This is a genomic window from Mycobacterium sp. 2-64, from assembly GCF_035918375.1.
GTDB classification, from domain to species: Bacteria; Actinomycetota; Actinomycetes; order Mycobacteriales; family Mycobacteriaceae; genus Mycobacterium; species Mycobacterium intracellulare.
In genome coordinates this window covers 1,194,056-1,208,291 of the sequence record NZ_CP142361.1, presented here as the reverse complement: position 1 = coordinate 1,208,291, position 14,236 = coordinate 1,194,056, and the positions used below count along the sequence as shown (strand labels likewise).

11 protein-coding genes are annotated in these 14,236 nt (G+C 67.4%); 3 read left to right on the top strand and 8 right to left on the bottom strand.

Translation table 11 applies throughout. From position 1 onward, the window contains the following. Nucleotides 1–95: 95 nt before the first annotated feature. Nucleotides 96–386 carry a YiaA/YiaB family inner membrane protein gene (locus QGN31_RS05750; protein ID WP_009952929.1) on the bottom strand — a complete coding sequence of 97 codons (291 nt, stop codon included), beginning with the start codon at nt 384–386 and terminating at the stop codon, nt 96–98. A 45-nt stretch (nt 387–431) separates the two neighbouring features. Next, nucleotides 432–1,715, bottom strand: coding sequence for a hypothetical protein (locus QGN31_RS05745; RefSeq protein ID WP_014942773.1), 1,284 nt, complete (start codon nt 1,713–1,715; stop codon nt 432–434). A gap of 95 nt (nt 1,716–1,810) precedes the next feature. Here QGN31_RS05745 and QGN31_RS05740 point away from each other — a divergent pair, with 95 nt between their 5' ends. Beyond that, nucleotides 1,811–2,869: a hypothetical protein gene (locus QGN31_RS05740; protein ID WP_014385615.1), complete on the top strand. Its 1,059-nt coding sequence runs from the start codon at nt 1,811–1,813 to the stop codon at nt 2,867–2,869. Between the two features lie 14 nt (nt 2,870–2,883). Here QGN31_RS05740 and QGN31_RS05735 read toward each other — a convergent pair whose 3' ends face one another. The 5 genes from QGN31_RS05735 to QGN31_RS05715 form a co-directional block, all read right to left on the bottom strand. Further along, nucleotides 2,884–3,966, bottom strand: a complete 1,083-nt coding sequence (locus tag QGN31_RS05735) for a PDR/VanB family oxidoreductase (protein WP_014942774.1) — start codon at nt 3,964–3,966, stop codon at nt 2,884–2,886. Between the two features lie 2 nt (nt 3,967–3,968). Continuing rightward, nucleotides 3,969–4,892 (bottom strand): alpha/beta fold hydrolase, encoded by a 924-nt coding sequence (locus QGN31_RS05730; RefSeq protein WP_043955299.1) that lies wholly within the window; start codon nt 4,890–4,892, stop codon nt 3,969–3,971. Between the two features lie 17 nt (nt 4,893–4,909). Next, nucleotides 4,910–5,818 carry a metal-dependent hydrolase gene (locus QGN31_RS05725; protein WP_008259582.1) on the bottom strand — a complete coding sequence of 303 codons (909 nt, stop codon included), beginning with the start codon at nt 5,816–5,818 and terminating at the stop codon, nt 4,910–4,912. A gap of 21 nt (nt 5,819–5,839) precedes the next feature. Continuing rightward, complete coding sequence (locus QGN31_RS05720; protein WP_014942776.1) at nt 5,840–9,088, bottom strand: thioester reductase domain-containing protein; 3,249 nt, start codon at nt 9,086–9,088, stop codon at nt 5,840–5,842. 436 nt (nt 9,089–9,524) lie between these two features. Continuing rightward, complete coding sequence (locus QGN31_RS05715; RefSeq protein WP_014380891.1) at nt 9,525–10,556, bottom strand: diacylglycerol/lipid kinase family protein; 1,032 nt, start codon at nt 10,554–10,556, stop codon at nt 9,525–9,527. Nucleotides 10,557–10,742: 186 nt separating this feature from the next. Between QGN31_RS05715 and QGN31_RS05710 the strand changes: the two genes are divergently transcribed. Then, complete coding sequence (locus QGN31_RS05710) at nt 10,743–11,618, top strand: oxidoreductase (protein WP_014942777.1); 876 nt, start codon at nt 10,743–10,745, stop codon at nt 11,616–11,618. A gap of 104 nt (nt 11,619–11,722) precedes the next feature. Next, nucleotides 11,723–12,640, top strand: coding sequence for a DMT family transporter (locus QGN31_RS05705; protein WP_009952918.1), 918 nt, complete (start codon nt 11,723–11,725; stop codon nt 12,638–12,640). Nucleotides 12,641–12,690: 50 nt separating this feature from the next. Here QGN31_RS05705 and QGN31_RS05700 read toward each other — a convergent pair whose 3' ends face one another. Next, a complete protein-coding gene (locus QGN31_RS05700; protein ID WP_014942778.1) occupies nt 12,691–13,998 on the bottom strand; it encodes an MCE family protein in 1,308 nt (435 codons plus the stop codon). Between the last annotated feature and the right edge of the window lie 238 nt (nt 13,999–14,236).

Sequence of the window (14,236 nt, the reverse complement as noted above, 5' to 3'; positions counted from 1 at the left end):
TGCGGCGGGGCCGAAGTCGTGCGATGAGAGAAGCATTGCCGACCGCGCGGCTGTGAGCCTGAGCGGTTCTACGCGTTGGGGCTGAGTAGTACTACTCAGCTCGCGGTGTTGAGTGGGTCGTAGTCGGCCAGCAGCCTCTCGATGCGGGCTTCGTCGAGTCGGACCCGCACGGTTGCGGCTTCCTGCTGGTCGCGAATGACCTTGGCCAGCGTGAACGCGCTCGACACCAAGAAGAGGAAGGTGATGCCGAGGAACAGGCGTTGCCACGCGTCAAGGGGAAGAAAGTAAATCCCGGCCAGCGCGGTGAGAAAGCTGATCGCGAAGGCGACGGCGGCCTGAACGAAGAAGGCGGCGGTGGTTTTTGACATGCTGTTGGGAACGGTCATGCCAATAAGCCTGCGACGGCACACCCGTGGCGGGGATCCGTAAGACTACTCAGATTTGGCGACGACTCGGGGTGCCCTCGACAGCGACGCCGCAACACTCGCGGCGCACGCCCCGAGCATCGTGGCGATCACCGTCGCCACCTCCACCACGGCGAAGTGGGCATCCACGACCGGTTTGACCACCAACACCACGGCGAGGGCGGGCACGATCAGCCGCACCCACCACGCCACGAGGCTGTCACCGGGAATGCGTGAATTTGCCTCTGTGGCAAACACATACAACAAGATGAGCAACAGGGCCGCCGCGCCGAAAACGACCGTGGCGATCCCGCGCATCCCGTGCGCCGAAACGGTGGCCGCCATCGCCGCGACAAGCCCTACTACCGCCACTCGCGGGCCGGTATTCGGCGTTGCCTCACGAGCGGCCGCCAGCCCGGCGGCGACGCGCACCGCCGCCCACCCCGAAGCCAACGCGGCCGCCGCCGTCAACGCGACGCCCGCGACGGCCATCCACGTCCAGCCTGCGTCGGCGTAGAACTCCGGAACAGCCTCGGTCAGAAACTTGGCGTTCCACCGCCACGGCCCCGCGACGCCCTGGTGGTCGCCCACCCACAAGATGACCGCCGCGCCGATCACCACCGCGACCGCGAGCGACATCGATCGGCCCGGCCGGGCGATGCGCGCGGCGCGGGCCGTTACGAGTTCGACGCCCACCATCCCCAGACCGAACCCGACGAGCTGGCCGGACAGCTGGCTCGGGGTTGCGGCCGTTCCGATGACGACCGCGTCACTGCCCGCGGCGACGCGGGCGGTGACCGCCACCGCAAGGTAGACGTAGACGAGCAAACCCGCGACCACGAGCAGCGTCACCACCGAGGCGACGACCCGAGTCGTCACCCAGCAGACGACGGCACCGACGGCGAGCGCGGCCACCAGTGCGCAAGCCGGCAGCCACAGGACAACCTTGGCGGGGTCGTCACCGGAGGAAAAGTCCACCAGCACAACCGCTCCGAGCGCGACCGCGAACCTGGCCGCCAACGCGAGATAGGCAAGCAGCTGAATGGCGCCCGCCGCGAAACCCGCCCGGGGTCCCAGCGTGGCGCCGATCAACTCGGCGGTACTGCGCGCGTGCGGGGCGTAGGCGCGCAGCCGCGTCAAGGCATAGATCACCGGAATCACGGTCACCGCCCCGAGCAGCGCGCCCAGCCCATCCGCCGCCGCGGACGCGATCACGGCCATGCTCAGCCCGGCCGCTTGCCACGTCCCCAGCAGCGGACCGTTTGGACCGGATTCCGGCGGCGCCGGCGGGCGTAGCGGTTTCTTCGGCATCGCTCAAGCATGACGCAGCGGCGCGCAATCGAATACCGAACGCCAACGCGTTCCGATACTTTGTAGCCCCAGGGTCAAGGTAGGTAGGGCTGCACATGTCTGACACGGTGAAGGTGACCGTCGACCGCGACTCGGTCGCCATGGGCGACGACGTCGACTCCCATCGCGAGTTCTGGGTCTATCCCGCCTCGGCCACCATCGATGACCTGCTGGTCGAGATTTCTTCGCACTTCTTACCGGGAGTCGCCGGGCCGGCCGGATGGTACGTGTACGTCGGAACTCGTCACGAGCGGCAGCATTGGGAAATCGGCCTGATCTACACCCGTGACGACCTTAGACAGCGAGACCACATCTGCAGGTTGTCGCCCGGCGAGAGAACGTTGGGCGATTTGGCGCGATGGACCGGATCGTCGGAACTCGACGTCTATGCGTCGTACTTGACCTTCGATCAAGCGCGACCCTTAAGCCTCGACGAGGTTGAGGGAAGTTCCACGTTCACCGGATGCCGGCCCACCAAGCTGGAATCCGAGGCCGCCGCCGACGCCAAACGCGACTGGGTGCTGATGCGCGAGCTGGACCGACTCGCGCGGAGCGTCGCCGGGGCGCGCCGCGACTGGGTTCGGGCCAATCTCCTTGCGGCGCCGCCGCCATGGATCGACATCTTCATCGCCCGCAACTTCCACTACCTGACCGAATTGCACTGCCCGGCCAGCATGTCAATAGCCGCAGAGCTTCTCGGCGTCGACGCCTCCCGCGATGAGGACTTGGCGGCAGCGGCCAACGCCGACGCGCACCCCCTCGTCGTAACGCTCGCGATGGTGCTGGCCGCCTTCGAATGGGGAACCCAGCGCGGCACGTGGCGGGCAGGAGAGCAGCCATCCCACAAGGTCTACTTGGAGCTGCTCGCCCATTGCGGCTACCGGCTCTCGCCCATCGAACAGGTCATGGCCGGCCACATCAGCGTCGAGCAGCTCAAATTCGGCGCGGCGGACGCCGCCAGGCTCGATCGGATCCGCCAACTCCGGGACCAGCAATACCAGCTCCGCATGAGCCGCTACTACGCCAAGACCATCACCGACGAGCAATACCAGGCCGCCATCGGACCCGTGCATGCCGAACTTTCCAGCCTGGGAGAGCTTCCCGGCCCCATGTAGGCGATTCGAAACGCTCAGGCGTCGATGACCACGCGCCCGTTTTTGGCCCGGGACACGCAGACCAGCATCTCGTCGTCGCCCTCGGCGGCGCTCCCCCGTCGATCAACCTGTCCGGCAAGGACTTTCACCTTGCAGGTGCCGCAGAAGCCCTGCTGGCAGGAGTAGGCCGTCGTCGAGTCGCGGTCGAGCATCACGTCCAGCGCCGACCGGTTGGACGGCACGGTGAGCACCCGCTGCGAACGCGCGAGTTCCAGTTCGAACGGGACGCCGTCGATCACCGGCGGCGGTCCGAAACGTTCGTAGTGCAACGGCGCGTTCGCGTGTTCGTCGCGCGCGATGCGCACCGATTCGAGCAGCGCGGTCGGGCCACACACGTAGACGGCGGTGGTTGGGCCGGCGTCGGCGAGCAGGTCCGCCGCGGTGGGGATCCGGCCGCGCTCGTCGTCGGCCCAGACTGTGACGCGGTCCGGCGCGACCGCCACCACTTCGTCGAGCAGCGGCATGTAATCGCGGCTGCGCCCGGCATACACGGCGCGCCAATCGATTCCGTGCTGCTGCGCGGTCTGGATCATGGGCAGAATGGGCGTGACCCCGATGCCGCCGATCACGAACAACACCTCGTGCTCGTCGGTGACGAGATAAAACGCGTTGCGGGGGCCTTCGAACTCGATCGAGTCCCCCACGTGCAAGGTGTCGTGCATTTCGATCGAACCACCGCCGCCGTCGGGAATGCGGCGCACGGCGATGCGATAGTCGGTGCGCCGCCCGGGCGCACCACACAGCGAGTACTGCCGGCGGCGTCCCGACGGGAGCCGGACGTCGATGTGCGCGCCGGGCGTCCAGGATGGCAGCAATCCGCCGTCCCGGTCGGCCAGCGTCAACGCGACCACGTCGGGCGCCGGCTCCTCACGTTTGGTGATCACCGCGGTCGTGGTCCGCCGCACGGGCTGGACCCGTGAAGGCGTCCACCGCGACGCCGACGCCATGCCGCCGAACAGCGTGCCGACGCCGTACAACGCGGTGTACATCCGGTCGCGTTTGCGCCGGCCGTAGAGGTCGGCCGGAATGCTGTCCCAAATAGCCCGTGTCACAGCCATCCTCACGCCTGCCCCATGCCGTGACGGCCCGCGGGCTCCGATGTCAGGTTGACCCACTCGCCGGTGAATCCGGCGATGACGTCGGGATGCGAGGTGACCACCCAATGGCCACCCTCGATCGGGACGATCCTGCCGCCGTCCGGAATGGAGCCGGTAAACCGTTGCAGGGCGGGCGATACGAAATAATCCCGCCGGGCGACGAGCACCTGCACCGGCACCCGTGTCTGCGGCAACTGCTTCACGGGCACGAAGAACGGCGCCGGCATGTTCGCCCGGTACAGGTTGAGGCCGTTGAGGTAGTCGTCGATCGACCGGGTCGCCGCCGCCCGCTGCCGGTCGCTGCCGCGGCTGCGGCTGATACGTTCCACCGCGGCAAAGACTTTCCCCGTGGCGCGCGAGCGGATTGCCAGCTCCGGCACAACCGGGCACAGGAAGAACCAGATGTACGACGACGCGAGGGCCTGCTTGACGACGTCGAAGACGGCGCGCGGTGTGCGCGGGGACCGTAGGAACCTGCCGGCATAGTTCAGGTGCGGCCCGGAGATCGACGTGAACGAGGCGACCTTGGCCATCACCGTATCGTCGGTGACCGCCGCCCAGCCCTGGATCGAACCCCAGTCGTGGGCCAACAGGTGGACCTGGCCAACCCCGAGGCTGTCGATCACCGCGCCGACATCGGAAACCAGCTGCGGCAGAACATAATCCGTTCGCCGTGCCGGTTTGGAGGAGTCGCCAGACCCGCGCACGTCATACGCCACGACGTTGAACCGGCCGGCGAGTTCGCCTGCGACACCGTCCCACACGTGGTGGTTGTCCGGGTAGCCGTGGATCGCCAGAACGGTGGGCCGCCGTGGGTCGATCTCCGTGTAGGCGTGGACGGCCAGCGAAACCCCGTCTGAGGCGATCACTGTGCTGGACTGAGTCATCCCGAACGCTCCCGTGTTCAGTGCGACGCGCGGGCGGCGGGTGAGCGGGCCAAATAGTCGACCGCGCGACCCACCCCGCCCAGCTGGGACGGATGGAAACTCGGCGTGTAGTAGGCGCCGATGACCCGCAGGAACTGGAATGGCCCGGGCACCAAGCCCCTTCGGGCCGCGCGGAAGTAGTCGCGCCAGCGCGGTTTGGTCCCCGGTGGCAGGTACGGGTCGACCGAATACATGAACCGCACGCCGCGGATGAACAGCCACAGCAACGCGGGCGTCACGAGCAGCTGGGTGCGCACCTGCCGCCAATACCCGGCGCGCAGGTGCTTCATGGTGTCGAACGCGACGGCCTTGTGCTCGACCTCCTCGGCGCCGTGCCAGCGCAGCAAGTCCAGCATCACCGGATCGGTGCCCAGGGCGTCGTGCTGAGGGGTGTCCAGAATCCATTCGCCCAGGATCGCGGTGTAGTGCTCGAGCGCCGCCACCATCGAGACCCGTTCGAGCAACCAGCTCTGCCGGCGGCGCCGGCTCCAGTGCGGCCGGTCACCGATGAGTTGGGTGAACAGCCAGCGCATCTGGTCGGTGAACGGCGTGACGTCGATGTCGTTGGCCGCGAAGTGCCCGAGCACCCCCGCGTGCGCCTGGGAGTGCATGGCCTCCTGGCTGACGAATCCCTGCACATCGCGCCGCAATTGATCGTCTTTGATCAGCGGCAGGGTGTCCTTGAACGCGTCGACGATGAACTCCTCACCCGCCGGCAACAGCAGGTGCAGCACGTTGCAGAAGTGGGTGGTGAAGGGCTCGTTCGGCACGTAGTAGAACGGCAGCGTCGACCAGTCGAAGTCGACGTCACGCGCCTGCAGGACGATGCGCTCGTGATCGAGCGAGGCGTCATGCGGGCCCGCTGCCATGTCATCGACGGTGAACATCGTTGCCATCCCCTTTCCGTGCTAGGCGCTGCGCTGGGCCTCGTCCTCTACTTCAGTGATCAGACGCTCGCTGCGCAAGAACCGGACGAGGTGATCGACCGTCTCGGTGAGCGCCGGCTCGCGCAGGCGGACCGTGGCCAGCCCCCGCCGGTGACGGTACTGGGTGTTGTCGTAGCGCTTGTCGCGCATCGCCGCGATCTTGCCCGCCGACCGGGTGAGGAAGTCGACCAGCGGATACATCTGGTCGTTCGGCGTGCACTGACGATCCAGCTGCTCGGCGAACGATTCGATGTCGTGGTACTCAAAGCGGTACCCGTAGCGCTCGGTCAAGATCCGGGTGATGTCGGTCAGGTTGTAGTAGTCGTCGGCCGTCATGTTGAAGACACTGCCCGACTCGTCGGGGAGGTCCATCAGCGCGACGATGTGATCCGCGATGAGGTCCGCCGGCAGCAGGCTGATCTGGTTGAGCGCGTTGACGGCCAGACCGTGCTCGATCATGAATGCCGTGAGGCGCACCAGGATGTCGTCCTGGCTGCCGAAGCCCGCCCGGGTCGGAGAGATCAGCGACGGCCGGTAGATGCGGACGTCGAGGCCCTTCCGCTGCGCGGCCAGCGCCAGCTGCTCGCCGACCCACTTGGTTTGCGAGTAGCCGAAGTCCAGCCCGGCCATCTTCTCGTTCGCGTCCCACTCCCCGACCACCGGTTCGGTGCTCCAGCCGTAGATGAACGTGCTCGAGACCAGGTGGAAGGTCTTGCGGTGGGCGGTCATCGCCAGTCGCAACAGCTCGCGGGTGCCCTCCACGTTCGCGGGCCGCAGGGCGTCGTAGGTCCGCACGTAGTTGACCAGCGCGCCGTTGTGCACGACGGCGTCGACGTCCTCGGCGAGTTGCTGGAAGGCCGCCTCCCCGATGCCCAGCGCGGGCTCGGCGAGATCGCCACAGATCACCCGCACCCGCGCCCGGACCTCCGCCTCGAGCGCCGGCGTCCAGAGCTGGGCGCGGCGCAGCGACGCGACGATACGGTCCAAACCGTGCGCGGCGTCGGTGGCTCGCACCAGCGCGTGCACGTTGTACGACGTCCGGCTGAGCAGGCTGCCCACCAGGAACGGCCCCAAAAACCCGGTCGCGCCGGTCAGCAGGATGTCGGTGGGCGCACCCGCTCGCGCGGGCGCGAGCTCGGGCAGCGGCAGGGCGGCGTCGGCGCGCATCTGCGCGGTCTCGTAGGCCTCGTAGTCGGCCGAGATCTGATCCAGCGCCCGGCGCAGGGCGTCCAGCGGCTGGCCGGATCCCTCGCCGAATTGGCGCATCAGCCCGAAGAATTCGGCCACCGTCAGCCGCTGCAGCAGGCGCGTGTTGACCTCGTCGGCGAGCTCGCCCGCGCCGTGCTCCTCGAGCACGGCCTGCAGGTCGGTGCGGAGTTCGGCCAGCGCCAGCGAATCGATGCCGAGGTCGGCGAACGAGCAGTCCTCGTCGCCGGTGAGGTCGTAGCTCTCGATGAGATTGCGGAAGCGCTCCAGCGGGCCCGCACCGACCTCCACGGCGTCGCGGGTCCGGGTGGCCGCCGGGTTGACCCAACTCGTGAACGCGGGCAGCGTGCCGTCCAGCCACAGCTGGCGGGTCCGCGCGCGCCGGATCTTGCCCGAGGTCGTCTTGGGGATGCTGCGTGGCGGCGCGAACACGATGGTGTGCGGATCGATGTGGCAGTGCCGCCGGATCGCGCGGGCCAGGGCCTTCGCGTCGGGCAGGTTGTGCTCGTCTCGCACCTCGGCGACCACGACCAGCGCCTCCTGCTCGTCGCGCTCGACCGACAGCGCGGCGACGCACCCGCTGCGGACCTGGCCGGCGGAACGTTCGACGACGGCTTCGACGTCGGAGGGGTAGCAGTTGACGCCGCGCACGATGATCAGGTCCTTGCTGCGGCCGCAGACGAACAGCTCACCCTCGTAGAGGAAGCCGAGATCGCCGGTCCGCAGATAGGTGTGGTGGTCATCGCCGGCGATGCGGGCCCCGAACATCTCCGCGGTGAGCTCCGGGCGGTTCCAGTAGCCGCCGCCCTTGGAGGGCCCGTCCAGCCAGACTTCGCCGACCCGGCCCTCGCCCAGCGCCGTTCGCGATTCGGGATCGACGATGCGAACCAGGGTTTCGTCGATGGGCTTGCCGCAACTGACCAACGGGACCTGGTTGCTGTTCTCCGGCAACGCCTTTTCGACCCGCGCGACATTCTTTTCCAGCCCGCGCTTGTTCACCGTGATGGTCTGGCGCCCCCGGATCGAGACGATCAGGGTGGACTCGGCCATGCCGTAGGCGCCGGTCAGCGCCTCGGGCCGCAGGCCGTAGTCGCCGAACCGCTTCCGGAATTGGTCGAAGGTGTTGGCCCGCAACGGTTCTGCCCCCACGACGATGCACTCGAGGCTGCTCAGGTCGACACCGGCCAGCTCGGACGCGGGCAGCTTGTCTTCACGCAGGCAGTATTCGAGCGCGAAGTTCGGTCCCGGCGTGTGCGTGGCGCGCACGTCGCTGATCAGCCGAAGCCAGGACGAGGGCCGCGCGAGGAAGTCCAGCGGCGACATCGCATGGGTGGACCCGCCCAGCAGCAGGATGAACATGTAGGCCGAGATCAGGCCCATGTCGTGATGCTGCGGAAGCCACGAGGCCAGGACCACGTCGCCGGTGAAGGCGGACCCGTTGGCAATCACGTTGGCGTGGCTGACGATGACGCCCTTGGGGTCGTTCGTCGAGCCCGAGGTGTATTGCAGGAAGAGCACGTCCCCCGGCGTGTCCGCCACCGGGGCGCCGCCGAATTCCTGGGCGCCGTCGGTGGCGAACCAGGGCAGCTCCGGCAGTGCGGCGTCGGACCACGCCTGCCCACCGTGGCGCTGGCCGAGCAGCAGCCGGAAGTCGTACTCGAACTGCTTCGTCGACAGCACGGCCTTGGCGCCGCAATCCCGCGCGATGAAACTGAGCTTGGCCAGTCCGGACTCGAACGACATGGGCAGCGGTGGGCTGACGGGGACGGCGATCACCCCGATTCGGGCGCAGGCATACAGCGCCGCGATCATCTCCAGGCCGGGGGGGTAGACGAGCAACGCGCGCTCGCCCGCTTTGAGGCCGGCCTCTTTGGACAGGTAGGCGGCCAGCTCGCGGGTGCGGTCGGCGAAGCTCTGATAGGTGTAGTGCTCGAGTTCGCGCCCGTCGACGTCGACGAAGCGGAAGAGAGTCTGGTCCGGCTTCAGCGCTTCCCACTTGTGCAGGTAATCGATCAGCGTCTCCATCTTTGGAGCGACCCCCCTTCCAGGTTTGGGCTGAGCCCGGGAACGACTTCCGTCATGAATATAAAACCAATGTAACCCTGACGCCCGGTGAAGAGCAAAACATCCAGCAGCATTAATGGGCTATGCACAACACATTCACAGCTTCGACTTAAGCGGCGAATTCAATTGCATAAATCCTGATCTGTGTCGATACGGACTTCAGTATCTCAGTGGTCGTTGAGCAGGGGTTATGCCTGATGTTGCTCCTCAGATACTGACGTACGGATGTACTAATCCACGCAATTCATATGTCCCGCGGCGCGCGCAATAATAACCCTGCCACCCGCGTCGCCTTATGGTCAAATCGCTGAGCCAGAAAAGATTTCCAGATTCCGATATTGCCGGCTTTTGTGCCCAGGCGCCGGAAGTGGATTGCGGAACTAGAAAGTGACAGGCGTCACGGCGCGGGCGCGCTGTGCGCCCGGGCGATGGTGGACGGGGCGACCTGCGCGATGCGGATCCGCGGTCCCGCCCGGGCCACGAGCTTCACGATGCCCAGGAAGCGCTCCCCGTCGATGATGGGTGACAGCGGCTCGTCCTCGGCCTCGATGATCATCTCGTGGCCGTTGACATCACGCAGCCCCTTGCCGCGGAGCATGCCGTTGGTCAGCGCCGTGGGAAGCTGCGCCACGATCCGCGACGGCCGCAGGTATCCGGCCTGAAAGTGCAGCGCACCCGGCTCGGAAGCTTTGGGGAACAACCGCAGCGGGCCACCGATGCGCAGATCGATCGCGCCGGCGTGCAGCAGGCTGTGCGTGCGCGACGGGACCTCCTCGCCGTCGATGACCACGTGAGCGCTCGTGGGGGTGAACAGGATCGAGGCGTAGTTCGGCGTCTTGACCCGACTCGGGGCGATCTTGGACGTGATGTAGTCGCCGAAGCTGCGGGCGATCACCCGCGCGACGGCGAGCCGACCGTGATCGGGGGCGTCGTAATACCGGTCGTAGAAGCGGTTCCCGACCCCGCCCGCGGCCAGCCCGAAGCAGAGCCGATGAAACGCCGCGCCGTCGGCGGTTTCGCCGTCGAGCACCAGCGTGTCGAGCCACATCTCGGGCGGAGGCTGATCGGCCTCGGCGGCGGCGACCAATGCGCGGATGATCGTCTCCGGCCGGCCGCGGACCCGGGCCTTGCGGGCCACCGCGTTCACGCTGCCCCCGTTGGACGGGACGAACGCCGGCCAACTTTCCGGGTCGCCGATGCATCGCTCGGTTTCGTTGATCAACCAGTGCAGCGCGCCGTCGCCACCGTCGCCCACCAGGTGGGTGACCCGGGGACCGATCTGCGCGATGGTGTCGCGGAGATCGTCGATTGATGCGGTCTCATGCACCTCGCCCCAGGGACCGACGAGGCGACGCAGTTCGTCGATGCGCTCGCGGGGCGCGGCACGATTCTTCCGCGCTTTCGGATTGACGATGACGCCTAGAAACATCCGGCGGTCCCCCACGCGTACCTGACAAAACACCGCTGTCGTGCTACCCGCGCCGGTGGGATGTCGCTGGTCATCCCAGGCACGATACCTGCGAGCGCCGCCGGACGAGCAATGCGTCCTCACCGCCACCGCGCGGCCGCTCGGCCCAGCGCCGCGCTCGGCAGGCGCGTCGTTAGGGTGTCTGCCATGGCCGATTGGACCGCAGCCCGGCTGCCCTCGTTCGCCGGACGGACCATCATCATCACCGGCGCCAACGCCGGGCTGGGTGAGATCACCGCCCGCGAGTTGGTCCGGGTCGGTGGCCACGTCATCCTGGCCGTCCGCAACACCGACAAGGGGCACGCCGCCGCCGCCCGCATCGCCGGCCCCGGTCGGGCCGAGGTGCGCCAGCTCGATCTGCAGGACCTGTCGTCGGTGCGGCGCTTCGCCGAGGGCATCGACACCGTCGACGTCCTGGTCAACAACGCCGGCATCATGGCCACCAAACACGCGGTGACCGTCGACGGCTTCGAGGGTCAGATCGGCACCAACCACCTCGGCCACTTCGCCTTGACCAACCTGCTGTTGCCCAAGCTGACCGACCGCGTGGTGACGGTGTCCTCGCTGATGCACCACTTCGGCTATATCAGCCTCAAGGACTTGAACTTTCAGTCGCGGCCCTATTCGGCCTGGCTGTCCTACAGCCAGTCGAAGCTGGCCAATCTGCTGTTCACAAGCGAGCTGCAGCGGCGTTTGGACGGCGTCGGCGCGTCGCTGCGCGCCCTGGCCGCCCACCCCGGCTGGTCGCACACGAACCTGCAGGGCAACTCCGGCCGCAAACTGGGCGACGCGGCGGTCCTGGCGGTCGACCGCATCGTGTCGACCGACGCGGATTTCGGCGCCCGCCAGACGTTGTACGCGGTGTCGCAGGATTTGCCGGGCAACACTTTCGTCGGCCCGCGGTTCGGGCTGTACGGTCGCACCCAACCGACGTGGCGCAACTGGCCGGCCAAGCGCGCGGGCACCGCCGCCGCGCTCTGGGAACTGTCCGAGCGGCTCACCGGAACCGCATTCCCGCTCTGAGCGGGCCGCGTCCGTGCGGCCCGGGCAACCGCGAGGCGCGCCGGTCGGGGCCGCGATTAAATTAGTAATTCGAGCACAAGCCAGCTGGGTGAGGAGGTTATGCCATGTCCGACGTGCATCTGGCGGCCATTCTCGCCCTGTGTGCCGCGCTGGCATCTGCGATCGGCAACGTCGTGCGTCAGCGGTCCGCGCAGGAGGTCACCGACAGGCGGGTGGGCCACCTGACGTTGTTCGGCATGTTGCTGCGCGACACCCGGTGGTGGCTGGGCGGTTTGGGCGACATCGGCAGTTACGTGCTGCTGGCCGCCGCCCTCGACAAGGGCTCGGTGTTGCTGGTGATGTCGCTGCAGGTGACGGCGCTGCTGTTCGCGCTGCCGATTTACGCGCGGATGAGCCATCACCCGATCACGCGCCGGGAGTGGACCTGGGCGCTGCTGCTGGCGGTCGCGCTGGCGGTGCTCATCGCGATCGGAGACCCGACCGGCGGTCAGCAGCGGGCGCCGCTGCAGACGTGGCTCGTGGTGGCCGCGGTGATCGGCCCGCTGTTGCTGTTGGGCTTGTTGGGCGCCCGCATCTGGGTGGATCGTCCCGTCGCGGCGCTGCTGCTTGCGGCGGTGGCCGGCTCGCTGCTGGCGGTGTTCGCGGTCCTGATGAAGGGCGTCGTCGACATCCTCGAGCGCCACCCGGGCCAGGTGTGGCAATCCTTCGAGCTCTATGCCCTGGTGGGCTGCGGGGTGGCCGGGATGATCTATCACCAATCGGCGTATCGGGCCGGCGCGCTCACCGCGTCGCTGCCGACGATCATCGTGGCGAAGCCCGTGGTGGGCGGGATCCTCGGAATCGTCGTGCTCGGCGAGACGCTTGCGGCCGGCGGCTGGGAGTGGTTTGTCCTGGCGGTGACGGCGGTGGTGGTGATCGTCGCGACGGTGGGCCTGGCGCGCGGTGAGGCGGCCACGGTGTCGGCCGGCGCGGGGCGCGACGTGAAATCCAATGAGCGGCCGACCGCCGCCACCCAAGCGTGAGCGGGCCGGAGCGGGACGCGAATCACCGCCTCTAGCAAGCTTTTCGGCTGCTACGGGTTGATGGTGTTGTCGCCGACCTGGCGGCCCCAGACGTACTCGATCGCGTACGGCGATCCGGTGTCCAGGTGGTTGTAGGGCGCGATGCTGTTGCCGGTGTCCATGACCAACTCGGGTGCGGGCCACAGGTCGCGGCTGATCTTCTGCCAGCAACCCGGGGCGCCGCCGGGGCCGCCGCGGGCGTTCACGCGTGGCAGGTTCTCGGGCCAGATGTAGGGGTTGGGCGCCCCGCCGACCACCCCGGCGATGCCGCCCACCAGCGACGCGATGACGGGCACCGCGGACACCGGGTTCGCGATCAGTCCGAGCCCGGAGAGCACCTCGGTGTCCATGTTCAGCGAGTAACCGTTGAAGCCGCCTTCGGCCGCGCCCGTGGGGCCCAGCGCATCGACTTCGCTGCGCATCAGGCAATAGATCTCGGGGCTGTAGGTGTCGAGCAGCTGGGCCGTGGGCACCAGATCGGCGGCCCCGCGCGCCAGATACGGGCCGCCCTTGGTGAACAAGTCCGCGCCGGTGTTGCCGAACCCGGCCGCCGACAACAACGCCTGATCCAAATCCTTTTGCTGCGCGTTGATCGTGCGCGAGGTGACCACCGCGTTGCTCAAAAAGTCGAACAAATCCGGCGAGGCGTCCGCATACGTGTCCCCAAGCGCCGCCAGCCGCTGAATGTCCTTGCGCGCCTGCGGCATCCGCGGATTCACGTCGTCGAGGAGCGTATTGGCGTTGACCACCGACTGCCCCAGCTTGTCCCCCAGCCCGGCCAACGACTGCGCCGCCGCGCTCAACGTCAGATTCAACTTGACCGGATCGACCTTCTGCGCGATCGAGGTGATCGTCTGAAACAGCGTGTTGATCTCGGTGGTCACCGAACGCGCATCCAACACGGTGTGCGCCGAGATCTTCTGCGGCGACGGGTGCGCCGGCGTCGTCAACGACACATACTTGCCACCGAACACCGTCGTCGCCTTGATATCGGCATTCACATTGGACGGGATCAGCTTCAAATACCGCGGATAGACCTCCAGCGTGAACTTCGCCGCCGGCTTGCCATCACGCACCGTCTCCGCGATCTTGCCGACCCGCCCGATCTCCACCCCGTTATAGGTCACCTTCGAGCCCGGATCCATCACCAACCCAGCCCGCGACGCCAGCATCGTCAACTCGGTCTTCGGCGTGAAGCCGCCCCGGAACTGGATGTACACCAAGGTGAAGATCACCGCGAGCACCACCACAACGACAAAGGTGTAGACCTTGTAGGGCGGAACCCGGGGGTCGTTGATCTGAACGGGTGAACCTTCCATAGCGCTACACCACGAATCCGAAGGTGGATTTTGCGCTGGGCGGCAAGGCATGCGGTTGGCTATTCAGATAACCCACCGTCGCCACAGCTGGCCCCTCACGTCGGTGCCGCGGCCTGGCGGCGCTGCGGCAAATCACTCCCCCGACTCACTGCCCGTTACCAGGGGCTCTGTACACAGATGCAATAACGAAGACCAGTGCAATGTACCGCGACGCGGTGGCACGAACAACGCAACGCCG